Consider the following 16,781-nt stretch of genomic DNA (forward strand, 5'->3'; position numbering starts at 1 on the left):
GAGCAGGATCCTCCCGCCGTTCGAATCGCGCAAATGGTCGCTTTTCCCGCTCGGATGCAGTCATCTGCGCGATTCGAAACGGATTCAGAGCGCCGCGATGATGTCCTCCACCCGCTGTTTCGCATCTCCGAACAGCATCGACGCGTTGTCGCGGAAGAACAGCGGGTTCTGCACCCCTGCGTACCCGGCGGCCATCGAGCGCTTGAACACGATGACGCTCTCGGCCTCCCACACCTTCAGCACCGGCATCCCGGCGATCGGGCTCCCCGGGTCCTCGGCGGCGGCCGGGTTCACGGTGTCGTTCGCGCCGATGACCAGCACCACCGAGGTGGAGGCGAGGTCGTCGTTGATCTCGTCCATGCTCAGGACGATGTCGTACGGCACCTTGGCTTCGGCCAGCAGCACGTTCATGTGACCGGGCAGCCGTCCCGCGACCGGATGGATGCCGAACCGCACATCGACGCCCCGCTCGCGGAGCCGCCGGACCAGATCGGCGACGGGGTACTGCGCCTGTGCGACGGCCATGCCGTAGCCAGGGGTGATGACGACGCTGTCGGCGGCGACGAGCATCTCCGCCGCGCCCTCGGCGGTGATCTCGCGGTGCTCGCCGTATTCGGTGTCGTCGGAGGTCGGCGCCGCGACCCCGAATCCCCCGGCGATGACGGAGAGGAACGAGCGGTTCATGGCCTTGCACATCACGTACGAGAGGTACGCACCCGACGATCCGACGAGCGCGCCCGTGACGATCAGCAGGTCGTTGTTCAGGAGGAACCCCGCCGCGGCGGCGGCCCAACCCGAATAGCTGTTGAGCATCGAGACGACGACCGGCATGTCTCCGCCGCCGATCGAGGCGACCAGGTGCCAGCCCAGGGCGAAGGCGAGCACGGTGACCGCGATCAGGAGCCACAGCTGCTGGTCGTTCACGAACCACACGGTCAGGGCGACGAACGCGATGAGAGCCCCGATGTTGAGCCCGTTCTTGCCCGGGAGCATGAGCGGCTTCGACGACATCTTCGCCGAGAGCTTGAGGTACGCCACGATCGACCCGGTGAAGGTGACGCCGCCGATGAAGATCCCGATGAACACCTCGGCGTTGTGGATGCCGACGAGCTCGGGGGCGATCTCCGGGTGCGCGAGGTAGCCGTTCCAGCCGACGAGCACCGCGGCGAGGCCGACGAAGCTGTGCAGGAGCGCGATGAGCTCGGGCATGCCGGTCATCTCCACGACCCGCGCTCGCCAGAGCCCGATGGCCGCCCCGATCAGCACCGCGGCCACGAGCAGGCCCAGCCCGAGGAAGGCACCGGTGCTCCATGCGTCGGCCATGGTGAGGGCGACCGTCGCGACCAGCGCGATCGCCATGCCCGCGATGCCGTAGACCACACCGGAGCGGGCGGATTCATGGCGACTGAGGCCGGCGAGGCTGAGGATGAACAGCAGGGCGGCGACGATGTAGGCCGCCCCGGCGAGCGCGTCGACGGTCATTTCCGGCCGCCCTTCGCCGATGTCCCGAGTGTGAACATCGCGAGCATTCGTCGGGTCACCGCGAACCCTCCGAAGATGTTGATGGAGGCCAGCAGCACCGCGATCGCGGCGAGCACCTGAACCACCGGCAGCGGCGACGTGATCTGCAGCATCGCGCCGACCACGATCACTCCCGAGATGGCGTTGGTCACCGACATGAGCGGGGTGTGCAGCGCGTGATGCACCTTGCCGATCACGTAGAAGCCGATCACCACCGACAGCACGAGCACCGTGAAGTGCTGCGGCAGCGGGGCCGGGGCGAACGCGTTCACGGCGAACAGCGCGGCGACGCCCACCATGATCAGCGTGACCTTGCGGGCGGCGGACATCTTCTTCGGCGGTGCGACCTCGACCGGCGCCGCCGCGGCCTTCGGGGCGGGAGCGGCGGCGACCTGCACGGCAGGCGGGGGCCAGGTGACCTCGCCGTCGCGCACGACCGTGACCGAGCGCTGCACGACATCGTCGAAGTCGATCACCAACCGCCCGTCCTTCGCAGGCGTCAGCAGCGCCACGAGGTTGGCGAGGTTCGTGCCGTAGAGCTGGGAGGCCTGTGCGGCCAGACGCGAGGCCAGGTCGGTGTAGCCCAGGATGATCACACCGTTGTCCGTGACGACGCGCTCGCCCGCGACCGAGCCCTCGACGTTGCCGCCCTGGCCCGCGGCCATGTCGACGATCACGCTGCCCGGCTTCATCTGTGCGACATCGGATGCCGTGATCAGGCGCGGCGCCGCGCGTCCGGGGATCAGCGCAGTGGTGATGATGATGTCCACGTCGGCGGCCTGCTCGGTGTAGATCTCGGCGGCCCTGCGGTCATAGTCCGCGCTGGTCGCCTTGGCATAGCCGTCGGTGGAGGCCGCGACCTCGACGTCGACCGGGAGGTAGCTGCCACCGATCGAGGTGACCTGGTCGGCGACCTCGGGGCGCGGATCCGTGGCGCGGACGATCGCACCGAGACTCGATGCCGCGCCGATGGCCGCAAGCCCCGCGACTCCGGCTCCCGCGACCAGCACCTTCGCCGGCGGCACCTTGCCCGCGGCGGTCACCTGCCCCGTGAAGAAGCGGCCGAACTCGTGCGCGGCCTCGACGACGGCCCGGTACCCGGCGATGTTCGCCATCGAGCTGAGCACGTCCATCGACTGCGCCCGCGAGATGCGCGGCACCGCATCGAGCGCGAGCGCCGTGATGCCGCGCTGCGCGAGCGACTGGACGAGATCGGGGCGCAGTGCCGGTGAGAGCAGGGCGATGAGGGTGGCGTCATCGGAGAGGAGGGCGATCTCCTCCGCCCCGGGAGCTGTGATCGCGAGGACGATCTCGCTCCCCCAGGCCTCCGCGCGATCCACCAGCGCCGCACCCGCCGCCGCGTACTCGGCGTCGGGGTACGAGGCCGCAGCGCCCGCTCCCCGCTCGACTCTGACCGTGTGGCCCAGCTTCCCGAGCGACGCGATCGTCGCCGGGGTGGCCGAGACCCGCGCTTCGCCCGCAGGCTCCCGCACGATGCCGATGACTGCCACTACTTCCTCCTCCGCCCGTCTGCGTCGACGGGATCACCGGGGCGTCTGCGCCCCTGACTTCCCGCTCAGAGTACTGAGGAGCGCTCCGGAAGCGCCCCTCCTTCGGCTCTGTGACAGGGAAAGAAGCGGGGTTCTTACGGAAAGCGGAGGAGGAAGATCTCGGGGCGCTCCCCCGGCGGCGAAGCGATCGTGTTCGGATCAGGAGGTTTCGACGAGCGCGGCCTGCGGAATCGGTCGGCCGCGAAACCACCTCCGCGATGGCGGAAGGAACAGCAGCACCGATTGACCGCCGCAGACCAGCACCGCCCAGAGTCCGAACGGCGTCGCGATCAGCAGCGCCATCATCGCCAGCGCCTGCACCACGACGACCCACCGCATCCACGCGGTGCGTCGGGCGAGCCCGATGAGGATCGTCATGTTCACCAGAAGGCCGAGCAGCACCACGACGCCCCAGAGAATCGACGATGTCCCGTTCGCCGGCGTGGGGAAGGCGCGGAAGAGCCAGACCAGGATGAACCCGGCCGCGATCCACGCCGCGACGAGAGTCGCCGAGAGCAGCATCGGGAGGACGATCGTCACGGGCATCCATTCCCGATCTGCTCGCGGGCGCTCCTGCGGCATGGATCCTCCCGACGTCATCGCGCTCAACCGTGCTCGTCTCGCGCGACACCCACCACCCTAAGGTCCGCCCGCCCGGGGTGTCGAGAACCGCTGCTCAGCCCCAGACGCTCGGGGCCTTCACCCGCACGGGAGGGAGGGCGGATGCCGCGGCCCAGTCGTGCACCCACGCATCGATCTCCGGCACGCCCTCGGGCTTGCCGACGGCGGCGAACAGCTCTTCGTTGCTGACGGTGCCGCCGGTACGGCGCAACATGCGCGAGCGCACGATCACCCGCGCGTAGATCTCTCCGTCGACGACGGCCCTGTGCTCGAGGAACACCGCCTTGTCGTCGTGCCCGATGAAGCGCGACTGCACCTCGAACCGCTGCCAGAGCTGGAGCGACTTGCGGAACGTGACCGTCTCGCTGGAGACGACCGCGTACCAGCCGCGGTCCTTCATCGCGTCGAACAGCCCGGTGCGTATCAGCAGATCCCAGCGTCCGAGGTCGAAGAGCGACAGATAGCGCCCGTTGTTCATGTGGCGCAGGATGTCGATGTCGGTCGGCAGCGTGGTCAGGTGGATGCTGCTGACCGACGACGCATCGAGAGTCCTCCCCCGTCGCACGCGGCGGCGAGCGCCGAGGATCACCAGGAGGGTCCGCCAGATCACGTTCACGAAGAATGATCGTAGCCAGGCGTGCACGATTCGCGAACATCATTGTGCGAACCCTCCATGCCCGCGTATCGGGCGTCATCGAACATCCCCTCGATTTCCTCTTCGTGGACGCCGCGCGTAGAGTCACGAACATGAGCGCCGAAGCCCAGCCTGAAGTCATCGTCCGTCCGGTCCGTGATGTGGATGCGGAAGCCCTCGGTCGCGTGCATGCGCAGTGCTGGCACGAGACCTACGACCACCTGATCAGCAAGGCGGCACTGGAGAAGGTCTCGCCCCGCCGCATGGCCGAGCTGTGGACGCACTGGGCCTCGCAGGGCCCCGAGTTCAAGATGAACGCCGCGCTCGTCGACGGCGAGATCGTCGGCTTCGTCGGCTCCGGTCCTGCCCGCGACAAGGATGCCCCCGCGTTCCGCGAGCTGTACTTCATCTACCTGCTCGACGCGTGGCACTCGACCGGCATCGGTCAGAAGCTGTTCGACGCGGCCGTCGAGAAGGACGAGCCGCTGTACCTGTGGGTGGCCGAGGACAACCCCCGCGCGCACCGTTTCTACACGCGCAACGGATTCCACCTCGACGGAGCATCGCACACGGAGCCGTTCCTCGGCGAGACGCTGACCGAAGTGCGCTTCGTCCGCCCCTGACACACCGCCGCGCACGCACGCAGAACGGGCCGTCTCCCCTCGGAGGCGGCCCGTTCTCGCTGTCGGTTCCGGTCGCTCCGGCTCAGAGGCGCTCGATGATGGTCACGTTCGCGATGCCGCCACCCTCGCACATCGCCTGCAGGCCGTACCTGCCGCCGGTGCGCTCGAGTTCGTTCAGCATGGTCGTGAGCAGTCTGGTGCCGGTCGCACCGATGGGGTGCCCGAGGGCGATGGCCCCGCCGTTGACGTTGACCTTCTCGTGCGGGGCATCGAGTTCGCGCATCCAGGCGAGCACGACGGGCGCGAAGGCCTCGTTCACCTCGAACAGATCGATGTCGGCGACACTGAGTCCCGCGCGCTCCAGAGCATGCCGGGTCGCCGGGATGGGCGCGGTGAGCATGAGCACCGGACTGGCACCGCGAACGGTCATCCGATGGATGCGCGCGCGGGGCGTGAACCCGTGCTCGCGCACCGCCCGTTCGCTGGCGACGAGCACGGCGCTGGAGGCATCGCTGATCTGCGACGACACGGCAGCGGTGATCCGTCCCCCCTCCCGCAGCGGTGCGAGTCCGGCCATCCGCTCCAGGGACGTGTCCCGCCGCACCCCCTCGTCGTTGGCGAGGCCGTTCAGGGGCGCGATCTCGTTCGCGAAACGCCCCTCGTCCTGAGCGACGGCCGCACGACGGTGGCTCTCCAGGGCGAACTGCTCCATCTCCGCACGGGAGATGTCCCATTTCTCGGCGATCATCTCCGCACCGGCGAACTGCGAGATCTCCTGATCGCCGTAGCGCTCGCGCCAGCCGGGAGACTCCGCGTACGGGGTCGTGAAACCGTACTGCTCCCCGACGGTCGCGGCCGCGGTCAAAGGCACCTGGGACATGTTCTGCAGACCGCCCGCGATGACGAGGTCGTTCACACCGCTCATCACGGCCTGCGCCGCGAAGTGCACGGCCTGCTGGCTCGATCCGCACTGACGGTCGATCGTGACGCCGGGCACGTGCTCGGGGAATCCGGCGACCAGAGCGGCGGTGCGTGCGACATTGCCCGACTGCCCGCCGATCGCGTCGATCGCGCCGAGCACGACGTCGTCGATCGCGGCGGGATCGACACCGACGCGGTCGACCAGCGCCCGCAGACTGTGCGCCCCGAGATCAGCGGGATGGATGCCGGAGAGCGATCCCCCACGCCGCCCCACCGGGGAACGGACCGCGTCGATGATGTATGCCTCGACCATGATCTTCCTTCCGTCGCGGGAGACGCGGTGACGTCAGCGGCCCGAGACCTTGCCGAACGCCTTCGCGATGGGCGCGAGCACGAGGGGCCGGGCGGCCACCCAGCCGATCGCGATCACCACGAGCGAGAGGATGAACACCCAGAATCCGGTCCAGGTGACCGCGTCCTGCGAAGCGAACATGTGGTTCAGGTTGCGCAGGAAGCCGGTGAGCATCACGAGAGCGACGTGGGCGATGATGAACGCCACGAAGTAGAGCATGATCGGGAAGTGCAGCGCGCGCGCCCACTCGACCGGGTAGGCCTTCGACAGCTTCTCGGCCTTCTTCGGCCAGAGCCCCGACATGCGGAATCCGGTGATCGCCGCCAGCGGTGCGGCGATGAACACGGTCGCGAAGTAGGCGAGCTGCTGCAGGCTGTTGTAGTTGTTCCAGCCGTTCTCGTGCGGCCAGTCGAACGAGACGTACTGGAGGGCCGCCGACAGCGCGTTCGGGAAGACCTCCCAGCTCGTCGGCACGATGCGCACCCAGTGACCGGTCACGAACAGCAGCACCACGAAGATCACGCCGTTCACGAGCCACAGGATGTCGAGCGACTGGTGGAACCAGAGGTTCAGGCTGATCTTGCCCTTGGCGTTGCCGCGGGGCGTCCAGAAGACGGTCGGCCGCTTCTCGGTACGCACCTGGAGCCCGGAACGGATGATCAGCACCATCAGGAACATGTTGAAGAAGTGCTGCCAGCCGACCCAGGGCGAGAATCCGGGTTCGACCGCGATCCCCGGCTCGTACTCGCCCGGGAAGGCTGCGAGGAAGTCCTGCATGAACGGGAAGCTCAGGAGTGCGCGCACGAACGCGATGGCGGCGCCCGCGAGGACTCCGAGCGCGGCGGCGCCGAACAGCACGGCGATGGCCTGGGGCCACGTCGGACGGCGTCGACCGGTCGCAGCGGCGGGTGCCTCGGCGATGCGACGTGGCGCGCGCCCGTTCCAGACCGTGCGCGTCCACGGCAGCGGGGTCGCGACGTCGGCGATGGCAGGTGCAGTCTCGGCCACGGCCACCGCGGTCACGGGCGCCGCGACGACGGGGGTGCTCCTCGGCCCGGTGCTCTCAGGAGCGACCGGCGCCGGAGCAACGGGCTCGACGGATGCCGCGACAGCAGGTGCGAGCGGGACGGTGTCTGCGGGGGGCCACGGCTCGCCGCCGACCACGCGGGGCAGGCCACGACGGACACCGCCTGCGGCAGCGATCGGCGCTTCGCGTGCGCTGACGGCGGGCGAGGGTGCGGTCGCGGCAGCGGTCGAGGCACGAGCCGTCGCCGCCGTACTGCCGGTCGCCGAAGATGCGGGAACTGCTGCCGCGACGCCCGATACCGGCTGCGTCGCCTGCGGAGCGGGGGTCGCCGCGGCGGCGGCGGGAACGGCGGCGGCCGATGGCGGCCAGGGCTCCCCGCCCGACACACGTGGCAGGCCGCGACGGATTCGCGCAGCTCCGGCGGTCGTCACGGGAGCAGGGCTCCCGGTCGGCGCTGCGGTGGCCACGGCTGCCGACTCCAGCTCAACGGCGGAATCGGCGACATCCGGCGTCGCCGCAGGCTCAGCCTCGGTCGACGTCGGAGCCTCGGTTGCCACGACAACCGTCGGCTCCTCCACAGCCGCCGCATCAGCGGGGGGCCAGGGCTCCCCGCCCGGTACACGCGGCAGACCGCGTCGCAGCATCCGCGTCGCCATGGCTACTTCTTCCGCGCCTCGAGGGCGGCGATCACCTGCGGCACCACCGCGAACACGTCGCCGACGATCCCGAAGTCCGCCACGTCGAAGATCGGCGCCTCGGGGTCCTTATTGATCGCGACGATGTTCTTCGACGTCTGCATGCCGGCACGATGCTGGATGGCGCCGGATATGCCGAGGGCGACATACAGCTGCGGCGACACCGAGACACCGGTCTGGCCGACCTGATGCGACTGCGGGATGTACCCCGCGTCGACGGCGGCCCTGGAGGCACCCACCGCGGCACCGAGCGCATCGGCGAGCTCTTCGACGAGTACGAACTTCTCCTTCGAGGCGAGACCTCGACCGCCGGAGACCACACGCGTGGCTCCGCGCAGGTCGGGACGGGACGAGGCGACCTCGACCGCCTCGACCGGACCGGCCGTCGCCGCGACCGCACCGGACGGGGTGACGTCGAGCACCTCGACCGAGTGCGACGGCACGGCCTCGGCGCGCGCGTCCACCGCGCCCTGGCGCACCGTGATCACCGGAGTGCCGAACGTGGGTGCCGAATCGACGAGGTAGGCCCCGCCGTAGACCGAGTGGTGGGCGACGACACCCTCGTCATCGCGCGACACTCCGACCGCGTCGACCGACAGTGCGCTCTTCGTGCGCACCGCGAATCGTCCGGCCACGTCGCGTCCGGAGATCGAGTTCGAGATCAGCACGGCGTCGGGGCGCACCTGGGCGGCGGCCGCCTGCAGGGCGTCCACGATCGGCACGGTCAATGCCGTCGGCTCACCGTCGGCGGTCAGCACCACCGATGCACCCGCCGCGGCGGCCTGATCCACCGCGGCCGGACTGCCGCCCACGATCAGCGCGACCGGCGTGCCGATCGTCGAAGCCGCGCCGATGAGCGCCGCCGTGCTGCTCGCGACGTAGCCGGAGGGGTCGACGTCGACGAGGACGAGGATCGGGTTCTCGGAGGATGTCATCTCACACCAGCCTGTTCTGCACGAGGTAGTCGACGAGCTTGTCGGCCGCGTCACCCTCATCGGTGATCTTCACGCCGGCCGCCCGCGGGGGCTTCTCCGACACAGTGGTCATGATGGTGCGCGGAGCGACGGACGGATCCGCCGAAACGTCGAGGTCGGCGAGCGCGAGCACCTCGAGCGGCTTCTTCTTGGCCGCCATGATGCCCTTGAAGTTGGGGAACCGCGCGTCGGGAAGCGCCTCGGTGATCGAGATCACGGCGGGCAGCGGCGCCGAGACCGGCTGGCTGCCGGCATCCGAGCCACGGACGCCCGAGACGCCGTCGGCGGTGATCTCGACCGACGTGAGCGCGGTGGCCTGCGCGAATCCGAGGTGTTCGGCCAACATCGCGGGAATGACGCCGCCGGAACCGTCGGTCGACAGGTTGCCCGTGATCACGAGGTCGGGGGCGCCGCGGCGGATCGCGGCGGCGAGGACCTCGGCGGTGAGACCGAGGTCGGCGCCGGCGAGCTGCTCGTCGGCGATGTGCACGGCCGAGCCCGCACCGATCGCGAGCGCCCGGCGCACGGACGCGGTCGAGCCCTCCGGAGCCATCGAGACCGCCACCACCTCGGTGCCGTCGTTCTTGTCGGCGTAGCTGAGCGCCACTTCGAGCGCCCGCTCCGTGATCTCGTCGAGGACCACGTCACCCGCCGCACGATCGGCGAGGCCGGTCTCGAGATTCAGCTTGCGATCGCCATAGGTGTCCGGCACTTCTTTGACCAGGACGAAGATCTTCATCGATTGCTCCTCACGACTGCTGTAATTCTAGACCGCGATACTGAGTTCCAGCTCACCTGCGACTGAGACTCATGGATGTCCACGGCGGATGCGTCGCGCGCCGTCGCCGCCCCCCGCGCTCGCGCCACTACCGTAGAGAAATGGCCCGACCCCGTCCGCTCCCCATCGATCCGCTCGCCGAGGCGAAGCGGCAGTGGCTCGCGCACGGCTGGACGGATGCCGCGGACGGCATGGCCCTGGTCACTTCGGTCATGCGGGCCCAGCAGCTGCTGCTCGCCCGTGTCGACGCGGCCCTGAAGCCCTTCGCTCTGAGCTTCGCCCGCTACGAGGTGCTGCGTCTTCTGGCTTTCAGCCGCGCCGGCAGCCTGCCCCTGTCGAGCGTGGTCGCCCGCCTCCAGGTGCACCCGACCACCGTGACGAGCACGGCGGAGCGCCTGGTGCGCGACGGTCTGGTCGCGCGCGAGCCGCACCCCCATGACGGACGCGCGGCGCTGCTCGTGCTGACGGAGTCCGGCCGGGAACTGGTCGAGCGCGCCACACAGGCTCTCAACGCCGACGTGTTCGCCGAGCCCGGTCTGAGCCGCGACGACGCCGCCGAGCTCGTCGCGATCGTCGCCCGGCTGCGCAAGGACGCCGGCGACTTCGCCGATCCGCGTCCGCAGCCCGAAGCCCTCTGACATGCCCCGGTTCGCGCTCGAGACGATCATCAGCGCGCCTCCTGCCGAGGTGTTCGCCGCATCGCTCGACCCGGCACTGCACGTGAAGAGCATGGCCCGGTTCAGCGAGACCATGGTCGAGGCGCCGGCCGGCGGCGTGTTCACCGAGGGGACCACCGCGACCTGGCGGGCACGCCACTTCGGCATCCCCTTCCGCCTGCGCTCGATCGTCTTCGACATCGATCCTCCCCACGCGTTCTCGGATCGGCAGATCTCCGGTCCGTTCGCGGCATTCCTGCACGAGCACCGTTTCGAGGAGCATCCGGCCGGCACGCTCATGCACGACACCGTGACCTTCCGCTCGCCGTTCGGCCCGCTCGGCCGAATCGTCGACGCGATGTTCCTCGGCGGGTACATGCGCCGCCTCATCATGGAGCGCAACGCGATTCTCGCCGCGGAATTCGAGGAGCCCGGGCGTACCCTTTCGGCATGAGCGAACTGCGCCTGCACACCGTCCTCACCGGCCGCGGCCCCGCTGCGGCGATCCTCCTCAGCGACGAGCAGGTGGCCTCTCTCGGCGCCGGCAAGGCGTTCCCGGTCGCCGTCACGATCGGCGGACGCACCGCCCGCCTGCGTCTGGCGCGGATGGGCAGCGAGAACATGATCGGTTTCAGCAAGGCCGTGCGCGCCGACCTCGGACTCGAGATCGACCAGGAGATCGACGCCGTGATCCGGGTGGACTCCGCCGAGCGCACGGTCGACGTTCCGGCCGAGCTCGCCGCGGCCCTGGACGCCGACCCCGCGCTGCGCACCGCCTTCGACGCCCTGTCGTACACCGCACGCAAAGAGCACGCGAGGAGCGTGGCCGAAGCGAAGCAGGAGGCGACTCGCGAACGTCGCATCACGAAGATCGTCGACGCGCTCCGCGGCTGACTGCTCCCCGATTCCGGCAGACATCTCGTCAGGCACTCGTCTCGTCAGGCACTCGTCTCATCAGGCACTCGTCTCGTCACACGCTCAGCGGTTCTGGAAGTCGGGCGCCCGCTTCTCCCGGAAGGCCGACATGCCCTCCTTCTGGTCCGCGGTGTCGAACAGCGCGGCGAACGCCTGCTTCTCGTGAGCCAGCCCCTCGGCGAGGGTCGTCTCCATCGCGGTATCTAGCGCGGCCTTCGCGGCGTACACCGACGGCAACGACTTGGAAGCGATGGTGTCGGCGAGCTTCGTCGCCTCGGCGAGGAGATCGGATGCCGGCACCACGCGCGACACGAGCCCGGAACGCTCCGCCTCCTCTGCGCCCATGAAGCGCCCGGACAGCACCAACTCGGCCGCCTTGTAGTATCCGACCGCACGGATCAGGCGCTGCGTACCGCCCATCCCGGGGATCACTCCGAGGTTGATCTCGGGCTGCCCGAACTTGGCGTTGTCGGCCGCGAGGATGATGTCGCACATCATCGCCAGCTCGCATCCCCCGCCCAGGGCGAAGCCGGAGACCGCGGCGATCACGGGAGTGCGCACGGCCGCGAAGTCGTGCCAGACACCGAAGTGATCGGTCTCCAGCATCTGCGCCGCGGACATGCCCTCCATCTCCTTGATGTCGGCACCGGCGGCGAAGGCCTTCTCGGAGCCGGTGACGACGATCGCACCGACGCCCTCGTCCGCATCGAAGGCGAGCGCCGCTGCGGTGACCTCCTCCGCGAGCCGACTATTCAACGCGTTCAGCGCTTCCGGGCGGTTCAGGGTGATCCACCCCACCCGTCCGCGCTGCTCGACCAGGATCGTCTCGTACTCGGTCATGTCGCCCTCTCCGTCGAAGTACCGATCATCACACGCGGTCGTCGCGGATGTCGGTGATGATGCCGGAGAAGTCTCGCGTCGCGCCGTCGCCGGCCGCGAAGACGGCGTAGATCTCCTGGGCGAGCCGGCCCATGCGCGCATCGGTCGAGGTCTGCTCGATCGCCTGCAACGCGAGCCCGAGATCCTTGGCCATCAGCGCGCCGGCGAAGCCCGGCTGGTAGTCGCGATTGGCCGGGCTCGTGGGCACCGTGCCCGGCACGGGGCAGTTCGTGGTGATCGACCAGCACTGGCCCGAGGCCTGCGAGACGACGTCGAAGAGCGCCTGATGCTCGAGTCCGAGCCGCTCCCCCAGCACGAACGCTTCGGCGACCGCGATCTGCGAGACCGCGAGCACCATGTTGTTGCAGACCTTGGCCGCCTGTCCGAGTCCGGGACCGCCGCAGTGCACGATGCGCTTTCCCATGATCTCGAGCAGCGGCAACGCCGCGGCGAAGTCCTCGTCCGAGCCGCCGACCATGAACGCGAGCGTGCCGTTCTCCGCACCGACCACTCCGCCCGACACCGGAGCATCGACGTTGCGGTGACCGGCGGCGAGCGCGAGAGCGTGTGCAGCGCGCGCCTCGTCGACGGCGATCGTGGAGGATTCGATGAAGAGGGTGCCGGGTCGGGCCGCCGCCAGCAGTTCCGTGCGATAGGCCTCGATGACGTGCTTTCCGGCGGGGAACATCGTGATGACGACGTCGGCCTCGGACACCGCGTCCGCGCCGCTCGGGGCCACGCGGATGCCGGCCACCCGCGCCGCCTCGACGGCGGCGGGGACGAGGTCGAAGCCGTGCACCTCGTGACCGGCTTCGACGAGGTTCTTCGCCATCGGCAGTCCCATATGGCCCAGGCCGAGGAACGCGACGACCGCCGTCGACGAGGAGGCGTTCATGATGCGCTCCGCGTCTGATCCCCGCCGCTGCGCTGGACCGACGCGGAACCCGCAGGTCGCAGCATCTCGCGTCCGACGATCAGTCGCATGATCTCGTTCGTCCCTTCCAGGATCTGGTGCACGCGCAGATCGCGGACCACCTTCTCGATCCCGTAGTCCTGCAGGTAGCCGTAGCCGCCGTGCAGCTGGAGGGCGCGGTTGGCGACGTCGAACCCGGCATCGGTCGCGAAGCGCTTGGCCATGGCGCAGCGCATCGTCGCATCGGGAGCGTGCTCGTCGACCGCCTGCGCGCCGTCACGCACCATGAGGCGTGCGGCGTGCAGGTCGGTGCGCATGTCGGCGATCGCGAACAGGATCGACTGCTTCTCGGCCAACGGCTCTCCGAACGCCATCCGCTCGTGCACGTACTGCACGGCCTTGTCGAGCGCCCACTGCGCGCCGCCCAGCGAGCAGGCGGCGATGTTGAGCCGTCCGCCGTTGAGCGCCGACATCGCGATCGCGAAGCCGCGGCCCTCATCACCGAGCATGGCGGACGCCGGAACCCGGACACCGTCGAGGATCACCTGACGGGTGGGCTGAGCGTGCCAGCCCATCTTCTTCTCCGGTGCGCCGAAGCTCAGCGCTTCGGAATCGCCCGGGACGAGGAACGCGCTGATGCCGCGTGCTCCCGGCTCCCCCGTGCGCGCCATCACGACGTAGACGGCGGCCTCCCCGGCTCCGGAGATGAACTGCTTCACCCCGGTGAGCACGAAATGGTCGCCGTCGCGCACCGCGCTGGTCGCGATGTTCGCGGCATCCGACCCCGCGCCCGGCTCGGTGAGGCAGTAGCCGCCGAACTCGGACATGGCGGTGAGCTTCGGCAGCCATTCGCCGCGCTGTGTGTCGTCGCCGTAGGTGTCGATCATCCAGACCACCATGTTGTGGATGGAGATGTAGGCCGCGACGGCGGGGTCGCCCTTCGCGAGCTCCTCGAAGATCGCCACGGTGTCGAGGCGGCTGAGGCCGCTGCCACCGAACTCCTCGTCGACGTAGATGCCGCCGAGGCCGAGCTCGCCGGCACGGTTCAGCGACTCCCTCGGGAACAGGTGCTTCTCATCGCGCTCGGCGGCGTAGGGGGCGAGCTCGGTCTCGGCGAACTCGCGCACGGCGCCGATGATCGCCTCGCGCTCCTCGGCGGTGGTGGTGACGGTGGTCATGGTCATCGTGATTCCTTGTGGGAGGTGTCCGGGGCTAGTGCATGGTCGGGATGACGAAGCTGGCTCCATCGCGGATGCCTGCCGCGGGCCACCGGCTCGTCACCGTCTTGGTCTTCGTGTAGAACCGGAAGGCGTCGGTTCCGTGCTGGTTGAGGTCGCCGAATCCGCTGCGCTTCCAGCCGCCGAACGTGTAGTACGCGATCGGGACCGGGATCGGCACGTTCACGCCGACCATCCCGACCTCGACACGGGCCGCGAAGTCGCGGGCGGCGTCACCGTCGCGCGTGAAGATCGCGACGCCGTTGCCGTACTCGTGCTCCGAGGCCATCCGCAGCGCCTCCTCGTAGTCGGCGGCGCGGGCGATCACCAGGACAGGGCCGAAGATCTCCTCGCGGTAGATCGCCATGTCGGTGGTGACGTGGTCGAACAGGGTCGGGCCGAGGTAGAAGCCCTCCTCGTGCCCGTCGACCGTGAAGCCCCGGCCGTCGGCGAGGAGCGTCGCCCCCTCGTCGACCCCCTGCTGGATGTAGCCTTCGACCCGTTCGACGGCGGCTCGCGTGACCAGGGGCCCGTAGTCGACGTCGGGTGCGAGAGAGGGGCCGACCCGGAGCTGGGCGACACGTTCGGTGAGCTTGGCCGCGAGGGCGTCCGCCGTCTCCTGCCCCACCGGCACCGCGACCGAGATGGCCATGCAGCGCTCACCCGCCGAGCCGTAGCCGGAGCCGATCAGTGCGTCGACGGCCTGGTCGAGGTCGGCATCGGGCATCACGATCATGTGGTTCTTCGCTCCGCCGAAGCACTGCGCCCGCTTGCCGTGAGCCGCGGCCGTCGCGTAGATGTACTCGGCGATCGGGGTCGAACCGACGAAGCCGACCGCGCGGATGCGGTCGTCCGTGAGCAGGGTGTCGACGGCCTCCTTGTCGCCGTGGACCACATTGAGGACGCCGGCGGGGAGGCCCGCCTCGAGGAACAGCTCGGCGATGCGCACCGGCACCGAGGGATCGCGCTCGCTGGGCTTGAGCACCACCGCATTGCCGGCGGCGAGAGCGGGCCCCGCCTTCCACAGCGGGATCATCGCGGGGAAGTTGAAGGGGGTGATCGCGGCGACGACCCCGAGCGGCTGGCGCATCGAATAGACGTCGATGCCGGTTCCGGCGCCGGTGGAGTACTCGCCCTTGAGCAGGTGCGGAGCGCCGGCGGAGAATTCGATGACCTCGAGACCCCGCTGGATGTCGCCCTTCGCGTCGTCGACCGTCTTGCCGTGCTCGCTCGCGAGCAGCTCGGCCAGCGACGTCATCTCCTGCTGCACCAGGTCGAGGAACCGCAACAGCACACGAGCGCGCTTCTGCGGATTGGTCGCCGCCCATGCGACCTGCGCCTCTTCGGCGTTCGCGATAACGCGACGCACCTCGTCGGCCGAGGCCAGGGGCACACGGGCCTGCACCGCTCCGGTGCTCGGATCGAACACGTCGGCGAAGCGACCCGAGTCGGGAGTGAGAAGCGATCCGCCCACGAAGTGCGGGATAGTACGAGTCATTGTGTGACATCCCTCCGTGCCGTCGTTGGCACATTGGGGAGTTTACTCGGAGTACCGGATATTTACTAGGATATCCTTGTATCGCCCCGCGCCCGCCGCTCGACTCGTGATCGAGGTTGTTCGCGTCTCGTTCACCATCGCGTCATCTCGCCCGGGTACAACTGCAGGTGCGCGGACAGAGACTCAGACCGGATCGGGTGTCACGTCTACCGCGCGCACGGTGAGCGCTCTCGCTCCCGTCGCGGCTCCCACGCCGCGAGACCCCCGCCGAATCGGGTCGGCGGGGGTCCTCCTCGTTCGGGCGGCGACGGCCTGGACCACGCCGCATCCGAATTAGAATCGACGGTGCGCTGCCACCCCTGGCGCATCCGCTTCGGCGTCCTCACCCCGGACGCCCGTTCCCCCGAGGACCGCACCATGTCCGAACCCCTCACCGTGTCCATCCGCCGCGAAGTCGACCCCGAGCGCATCGTCGAGGCGACCGCCTGGGTGCAGACGGGGGTGAACCTCGCGACGAAGTATCCGGGCTTCCTCGGCTCGGGCTGGGTGCGCGCCGGCGAGGACTCGCAGGTCTGGCACATGCTCTACCGCTTCGCGAGCGAGGATTCGCTCACCGCCTGGGAGCAGTCGGCCGAGCGGGCATGGTGGTTGTCGATGGGCGAGGGCTTCGTGCGCAGCGAGCGCTCCAAGCGTCGCACCGGAATCGAGGGGTGGTTCGACGAGCCGACGACCGGGACGATCACGCTCCCCGCGTCCGACGGCAGCACCGAGACCGTCACGGTCGCGCCCGCTCCGCCGCGCTGGAAGCAGGCCACCTCGATCTGGCTCGGTTTCTTCCCCGTGAACCTGGCCTTCACCTACGCGATGAGCCCTGTGCCGGGCTGGAACGAGCTGCCGATCTGGCTGCGCGTGCTCGTCACCACTCTCGTGCTCACGCCGATCATGGCCTACTGGGTGCTGCCGTTCGTGACCCGTTCGCTGCGGAGCTGGCTCACCCGCTGAGGCGC

General features: G+C 69.3%; 17 protein-coding genes. 5 read left to right on the top strand and 12 right to left on the bottom strand.

All coding sequences use genetic code 11. The features are described 5' to 3' along the window. Positions 1-84: 84 nt before the first annotated feature. From pntB to ABDC25_RS16225, 4 genes are all read right to left on the bottom strand, one after another. On the bottom strand, positions 85-1,482 hold the full coding sequence (pntB, locus tag ABDC25_RS16210; protein ID WP_021200348.1) for a Re/Si-specific NAD(P)(+) transhydrogenase subunit beta: 1,398 nt from the start codon (positions 1,480-1,482) through the stop codon (positions 85-87). Next, positions 1,479-3,032, bottom strand: coding sequence for a Re/Si-specific NAD(P)(+) transhydrogenase subunit alpha (locus ABDC25_RS16215; protein WP_021200347.1), 1,554 nt, complete (start codon positions 3,030-3,032; stop codon positions 1,479-1,481). Before ABDC25_RS16215 ends, pntB begins: the two co-directional genes overlap by 4 nt. Positions 3,033-3,230: 198 nt before the next feature. Next, the gene (locus ABDC25_RS16220) at positions 3,231-3,611 is read right to left on the bottom strand and encodes a hypothetical protein (RefSeq protein WP_136025510.1); all 381 of its coding nucleotides are present in this window, start codon (positions 3,609-3,611) and stop codon (positions 3,231-3,233) included. 136 nt (positions 3,612-3,747) lie between these two features. Next, positions 3,748-4,308 (bottom strand): acyl-CoA thioesterase, encoded by a 561-nt coding sequence (locus ABDC25_RS16225; RefSeq protein WP_021200345.1) that lies wholly within the window; start codon positions 4,306-4,308, stop codon positions 3,748-3,750. Between the two features lie 131 nt (positions 4,309-4,439). Here ABDC25_RS16225 and ABDC25_RS16230 point away from each other — a divergent pair, with 131 nt between their 5' ends. Beyond that, the gene (locus tag ABDC25_RS16230) at positions 4,440-4,949 is read left to right on the top strand and encodes a GNAT family N-acetyltransferase (protein WP_029267742.1); all 510 of its coding nucleotides are present in this window, start codon (positions 4,440-4,442) and stop codon (positions 4,947-4,949) included. Between the two features lie 82 nt (positions 4,950-5,031). Here the strand turns inward: ABDC25_RS16230 and ABDC25_RS16235 are convergent, their stop codons facing one another. From ABDC25_RS16235 to ABDC25_RS16250, 4 genes are read right to left on the bottom strand one after another with little or no spacing between them, the layout of a single operon-like run. Next, complete coding sequence (locus ABDC25_RS16235) at positions 5,032-6,183, bottom strand: acetyl-CoA C-acetyltransferase (protein ID WP_021200343.1); 1,152 nt, start codon at positions 6,181-6,183, stop codon at positions 5,032-5,034. Between the two features lie 33 nt (positions 6,184-6,216). After that, entirely contained in the window at positions 6,217-7,905 is a 1,689-nt protein-coding gene (locus ABDC25_RS16240) for a cytochrome b/b6 domain-containing protein (protein ID WP_347123646.1), read from the bottom strand. Between the two features lie 2 nt (positions 7,906-7,907). Next, positions 7,908-8,879 carry an electron transfer flavoprotein subunit alpha/FixB family protein gene (locus ABDC25_RS16245; RefSeq protein ID WP_029259517.1) on the bottom strand — a complete coding sequence of 324 codons (972 nt, stop codon included), beginning with the start codon at positions 8,877-8,879 and terminating at the stop codon, positions 7,908-7,910. A gap of 1 nt (position 8,880) precedes the next feature. Further along, positions 8,881-9,657, bottom strand: coding sequence for an electron transfer flavoprotein subunit beta/FixA family protein (locus tag ABDC25_RS16250; protein ID WP_029259516.1), 777 nt, complete (start codon positions 9,655-9,657; stop codon positions 8,881-8,883). 140 nt (positions 9,658-9,797) lie between these two features. Between ABDC25_RS16250 and ABDC25_RS16255 the strand changes: the two genes are divergently transcribed. Genes ABDC25_RS16255 through ABDC25_RS16265 form a run of 3 tightly spaced genes read left to right on the top strand, consistent with a single transcriptional unit; the run spans position 9,798 to position 11,246 of the window. Further along, positions 9,798-10,334 (top strand): MarR family transcriptional regulator, encoded by a 537-nt coding sequence (locus ABDC25_RS16255; protein WP_021200339.1) that lies wholly within the window; start codon positions 9,798-9,800, stop codon positions 10,332-10,334. Position 10,335: 1 nt separating this feature from the next. After that, complete coding sequence (locus ABDC25_RS16260; protein WP_347123649.1) at positions 10,336-10,806, top strand: SRPBCC family protein; 471 nt, start codon at positions 10,336-10,338, stop codon at positions 10,804-10,806. After that, entirely contained in the window at positions 10,803-11,246 is a 444-nt protein-coding gene (locus ABDC25_RS16265; RefSeq protein WP_021200337.1) for a YdeI/OmpD-associated family protein, read from the top strand. Before ABDC25_RS16260 ends, ABDC25_RS16265 begins: the two co-directional genes overlap by 4 nt. Before the next feature lie 84 nt (positions 11,247-11,330). Here ABDC25_RS16265 and ABDC25_RS16270 read toward each other — a convergent pair whose 3' ends face one another. From ABDC25_RS16270 to ABDC25_RS16285, 4 genes are read right to left on the bottom strand one after another with little or no spacing between them, the layout of a single operon-like run. Then, positions 11,331-12,107: an enoyl-CoA hydratase-related protein gene (locus tag ABDC25_RS16270; RefSeq protein WP_029267752.1), complete on the bottom strand. Its 777-nt coding sequence runs from the start codon at positions 12,105-12,107 to the stop codon at positions 11,331-11,333. Between the two features lie 28 nt (positions 12,108-12,135). Then, positions 12,136-13,041 carry a 3-hydroxyisobutyrate dehydrogenase gene (mmsB, locus tag ABDC25_RS16275; protein ID WP_347123652.1) on the bottom strand — a complete coding sequence of 302 codons (906 nt, stop codon included), beginning with the start codon at positions 13,039-13,041 and terminating at the stop codon, positions 12,136-12,138. Further along, positions 13,038-14,243 (bottom strand): acyl-CoA dehydrogenase family protein, encoded by a 1,206-nt coding sequence (locus tag ABDC25_RS16280; RefSeq protein WP_029259511.1) that lies wholly within the window; start codon positions 14,241-14,243, stop codon positions 13,038-13,040. The genes mmsB and ABDC25_RS16280 overlap by 4 nt, the downstream gene beginning before the upstream one ends. Positions 14,244-14,271: 28 nt before the next feature. Further along, on the bottom strand, positions 14,272-15,774 hold the full coding sequence (locus tag ABDC25_RS16285; RefSeq protein WP_029259510.1) for a CoA-acylating methylmalonate-semialdehyde dehydrogenase: 1,503 nt from the start codon (positions 15,772-15,774) through the stop codon (positions 14,272-14,274). A gap of 417 nt (positions 15,775-16,191) precedes the next feature. Here ABDC25_RS16285 and ABDC25_RS16290 point away from each other — a divergent pair, with 417 nt between their 5' ends. Next, entirely contained in the window at positions 16,192-16,776 is a 585-nt protein-coding gene (locus ABDC25_RS16290) for an antibiotic biosynthesis monooxygenase (RefSeq protein WP_031207567.1), read from the top strand. The last annotated feature ends 5 nt before the right edge of the window (positions 16,777-16,781 follow it).

This window comes from Microbacterium sp. SY138 (assembly GCF_039729145.1).
Taxonomy (GTDB): domain Bacteria; phylum Actinomycetota; class Actinomycetes; order Actinomycetales; family Microbacteriaceae; genus Microbacterium; species Microbacterium maritypicum_A.

What these genes read in the sequence shown, in the direction of transcription:
- pntB (WP_021200348.1), bottom strand. Translation starts at nt 1,482, where the DNA reads ATGACCGTCGACGCGCTCGCCGGGGCGGCCTACATCGTCGCCGCCCTG.
- ABDC25_RS16230 (WP_029267742.1), top strand. Translation starts at nt 4,440, where the DNA reads ATGAGCGCCGAAGCCCAGCCTGAAGTCATCGTCCGTCCGGTCCGTGAT.
- ABDC25_RS16235 (WP_021200343.1), bottom strand. Translation starts at nt 6,183, where the DNA reads ATGGTCGAGGCATACATCATCGACGCGGTCCGTTCCCCGGTGGGGCGG.
- ABDC25_RS16240 (WP_347123646.1), bottom strand. Translation starts at nt 7,905, where the DNA reads ATGGCGACGCGGATGCTGCGACGCGGTCTGCCGCGTGTACCGGGCGGG.
- ABDC25_RS16245 (WP_029259517.1), bottom strand. Translation starts at nt 8,879, where the DNA reads ATGACATCCTCCGAGAACCCGATCCTCGTCCTCGTCGACGTCGACCCC.
- ABDC25_RS16250 (WP_029259516.1), bottom strand. Translation starts at nt 9,657, where the DNA reads ATGAAGATCTTCGTCCTGGTCAAAGAAGTGCCGGACACCTATGGCGAT.
- ABDC25_RS16255 (WP_021200339.1), top strand. Translation starts at nt 9,798, where the DNA reads ATGGCCCGACCCCGTCCGCTCCCCATCGATCCGCTCGCCGAGGCGAAG.
- ABDC25_RS16260 (WP_347123649.1), top strand. Translation starts at nt 10,336, where the DNA reads ATGCCCCGGTTCGCGCTCGAGACGATCATCAGCGCGCCTCCTGCCGAG.
- ABDC25_RS16265 (WP_021200337.1), top strand. Translation starts at nt 10,803, where the DNA reads ATGAGCGAACTGCGCCTGCACACCGTCCTCACCGGCCGCGGCCCCGCT.
- ABDC25_RS16270 (WP_029267752.1), bottom strand. Translation starts at nt 12,107, where the DNA reads ATGACCGAGTACGAGACGATCCTGGTCGAGCAGCGCGGACGGGTGGGG.
- mmsB (WP_347123652.1), bottom strand. Translation starts at nt 13,041, where the DNA reads ATGAACGCCTCCTCGTCGACGGCGGTCGTCGCGTTCCTCGGCCTGGGC.
- ABDC25_RS16280 (WP_029259511.1), bottom strand. Translation starts at nt 14,243, where the DNA reads ATGACCATGACCACCGTCACCACCACCGCCGAGGAGCGCGAGGCGATC.
- ABDC25_RS16285 (WP_029259510.1), bottom strand. Translation starts at nt 15,774, where the DNA reads ATGACTCGTACTATCCCGCACTTCGTGGGCGGATCGCTTCTCACTCCC.
- ABDC25_RS16290 (WP_031207567.1), top strand. Translation starts at nt 16,192, where the DNA reads ATGTCCGAACCCCTCACCGTGTCCATCCGCCGCGAAGTCGACCCCGAG.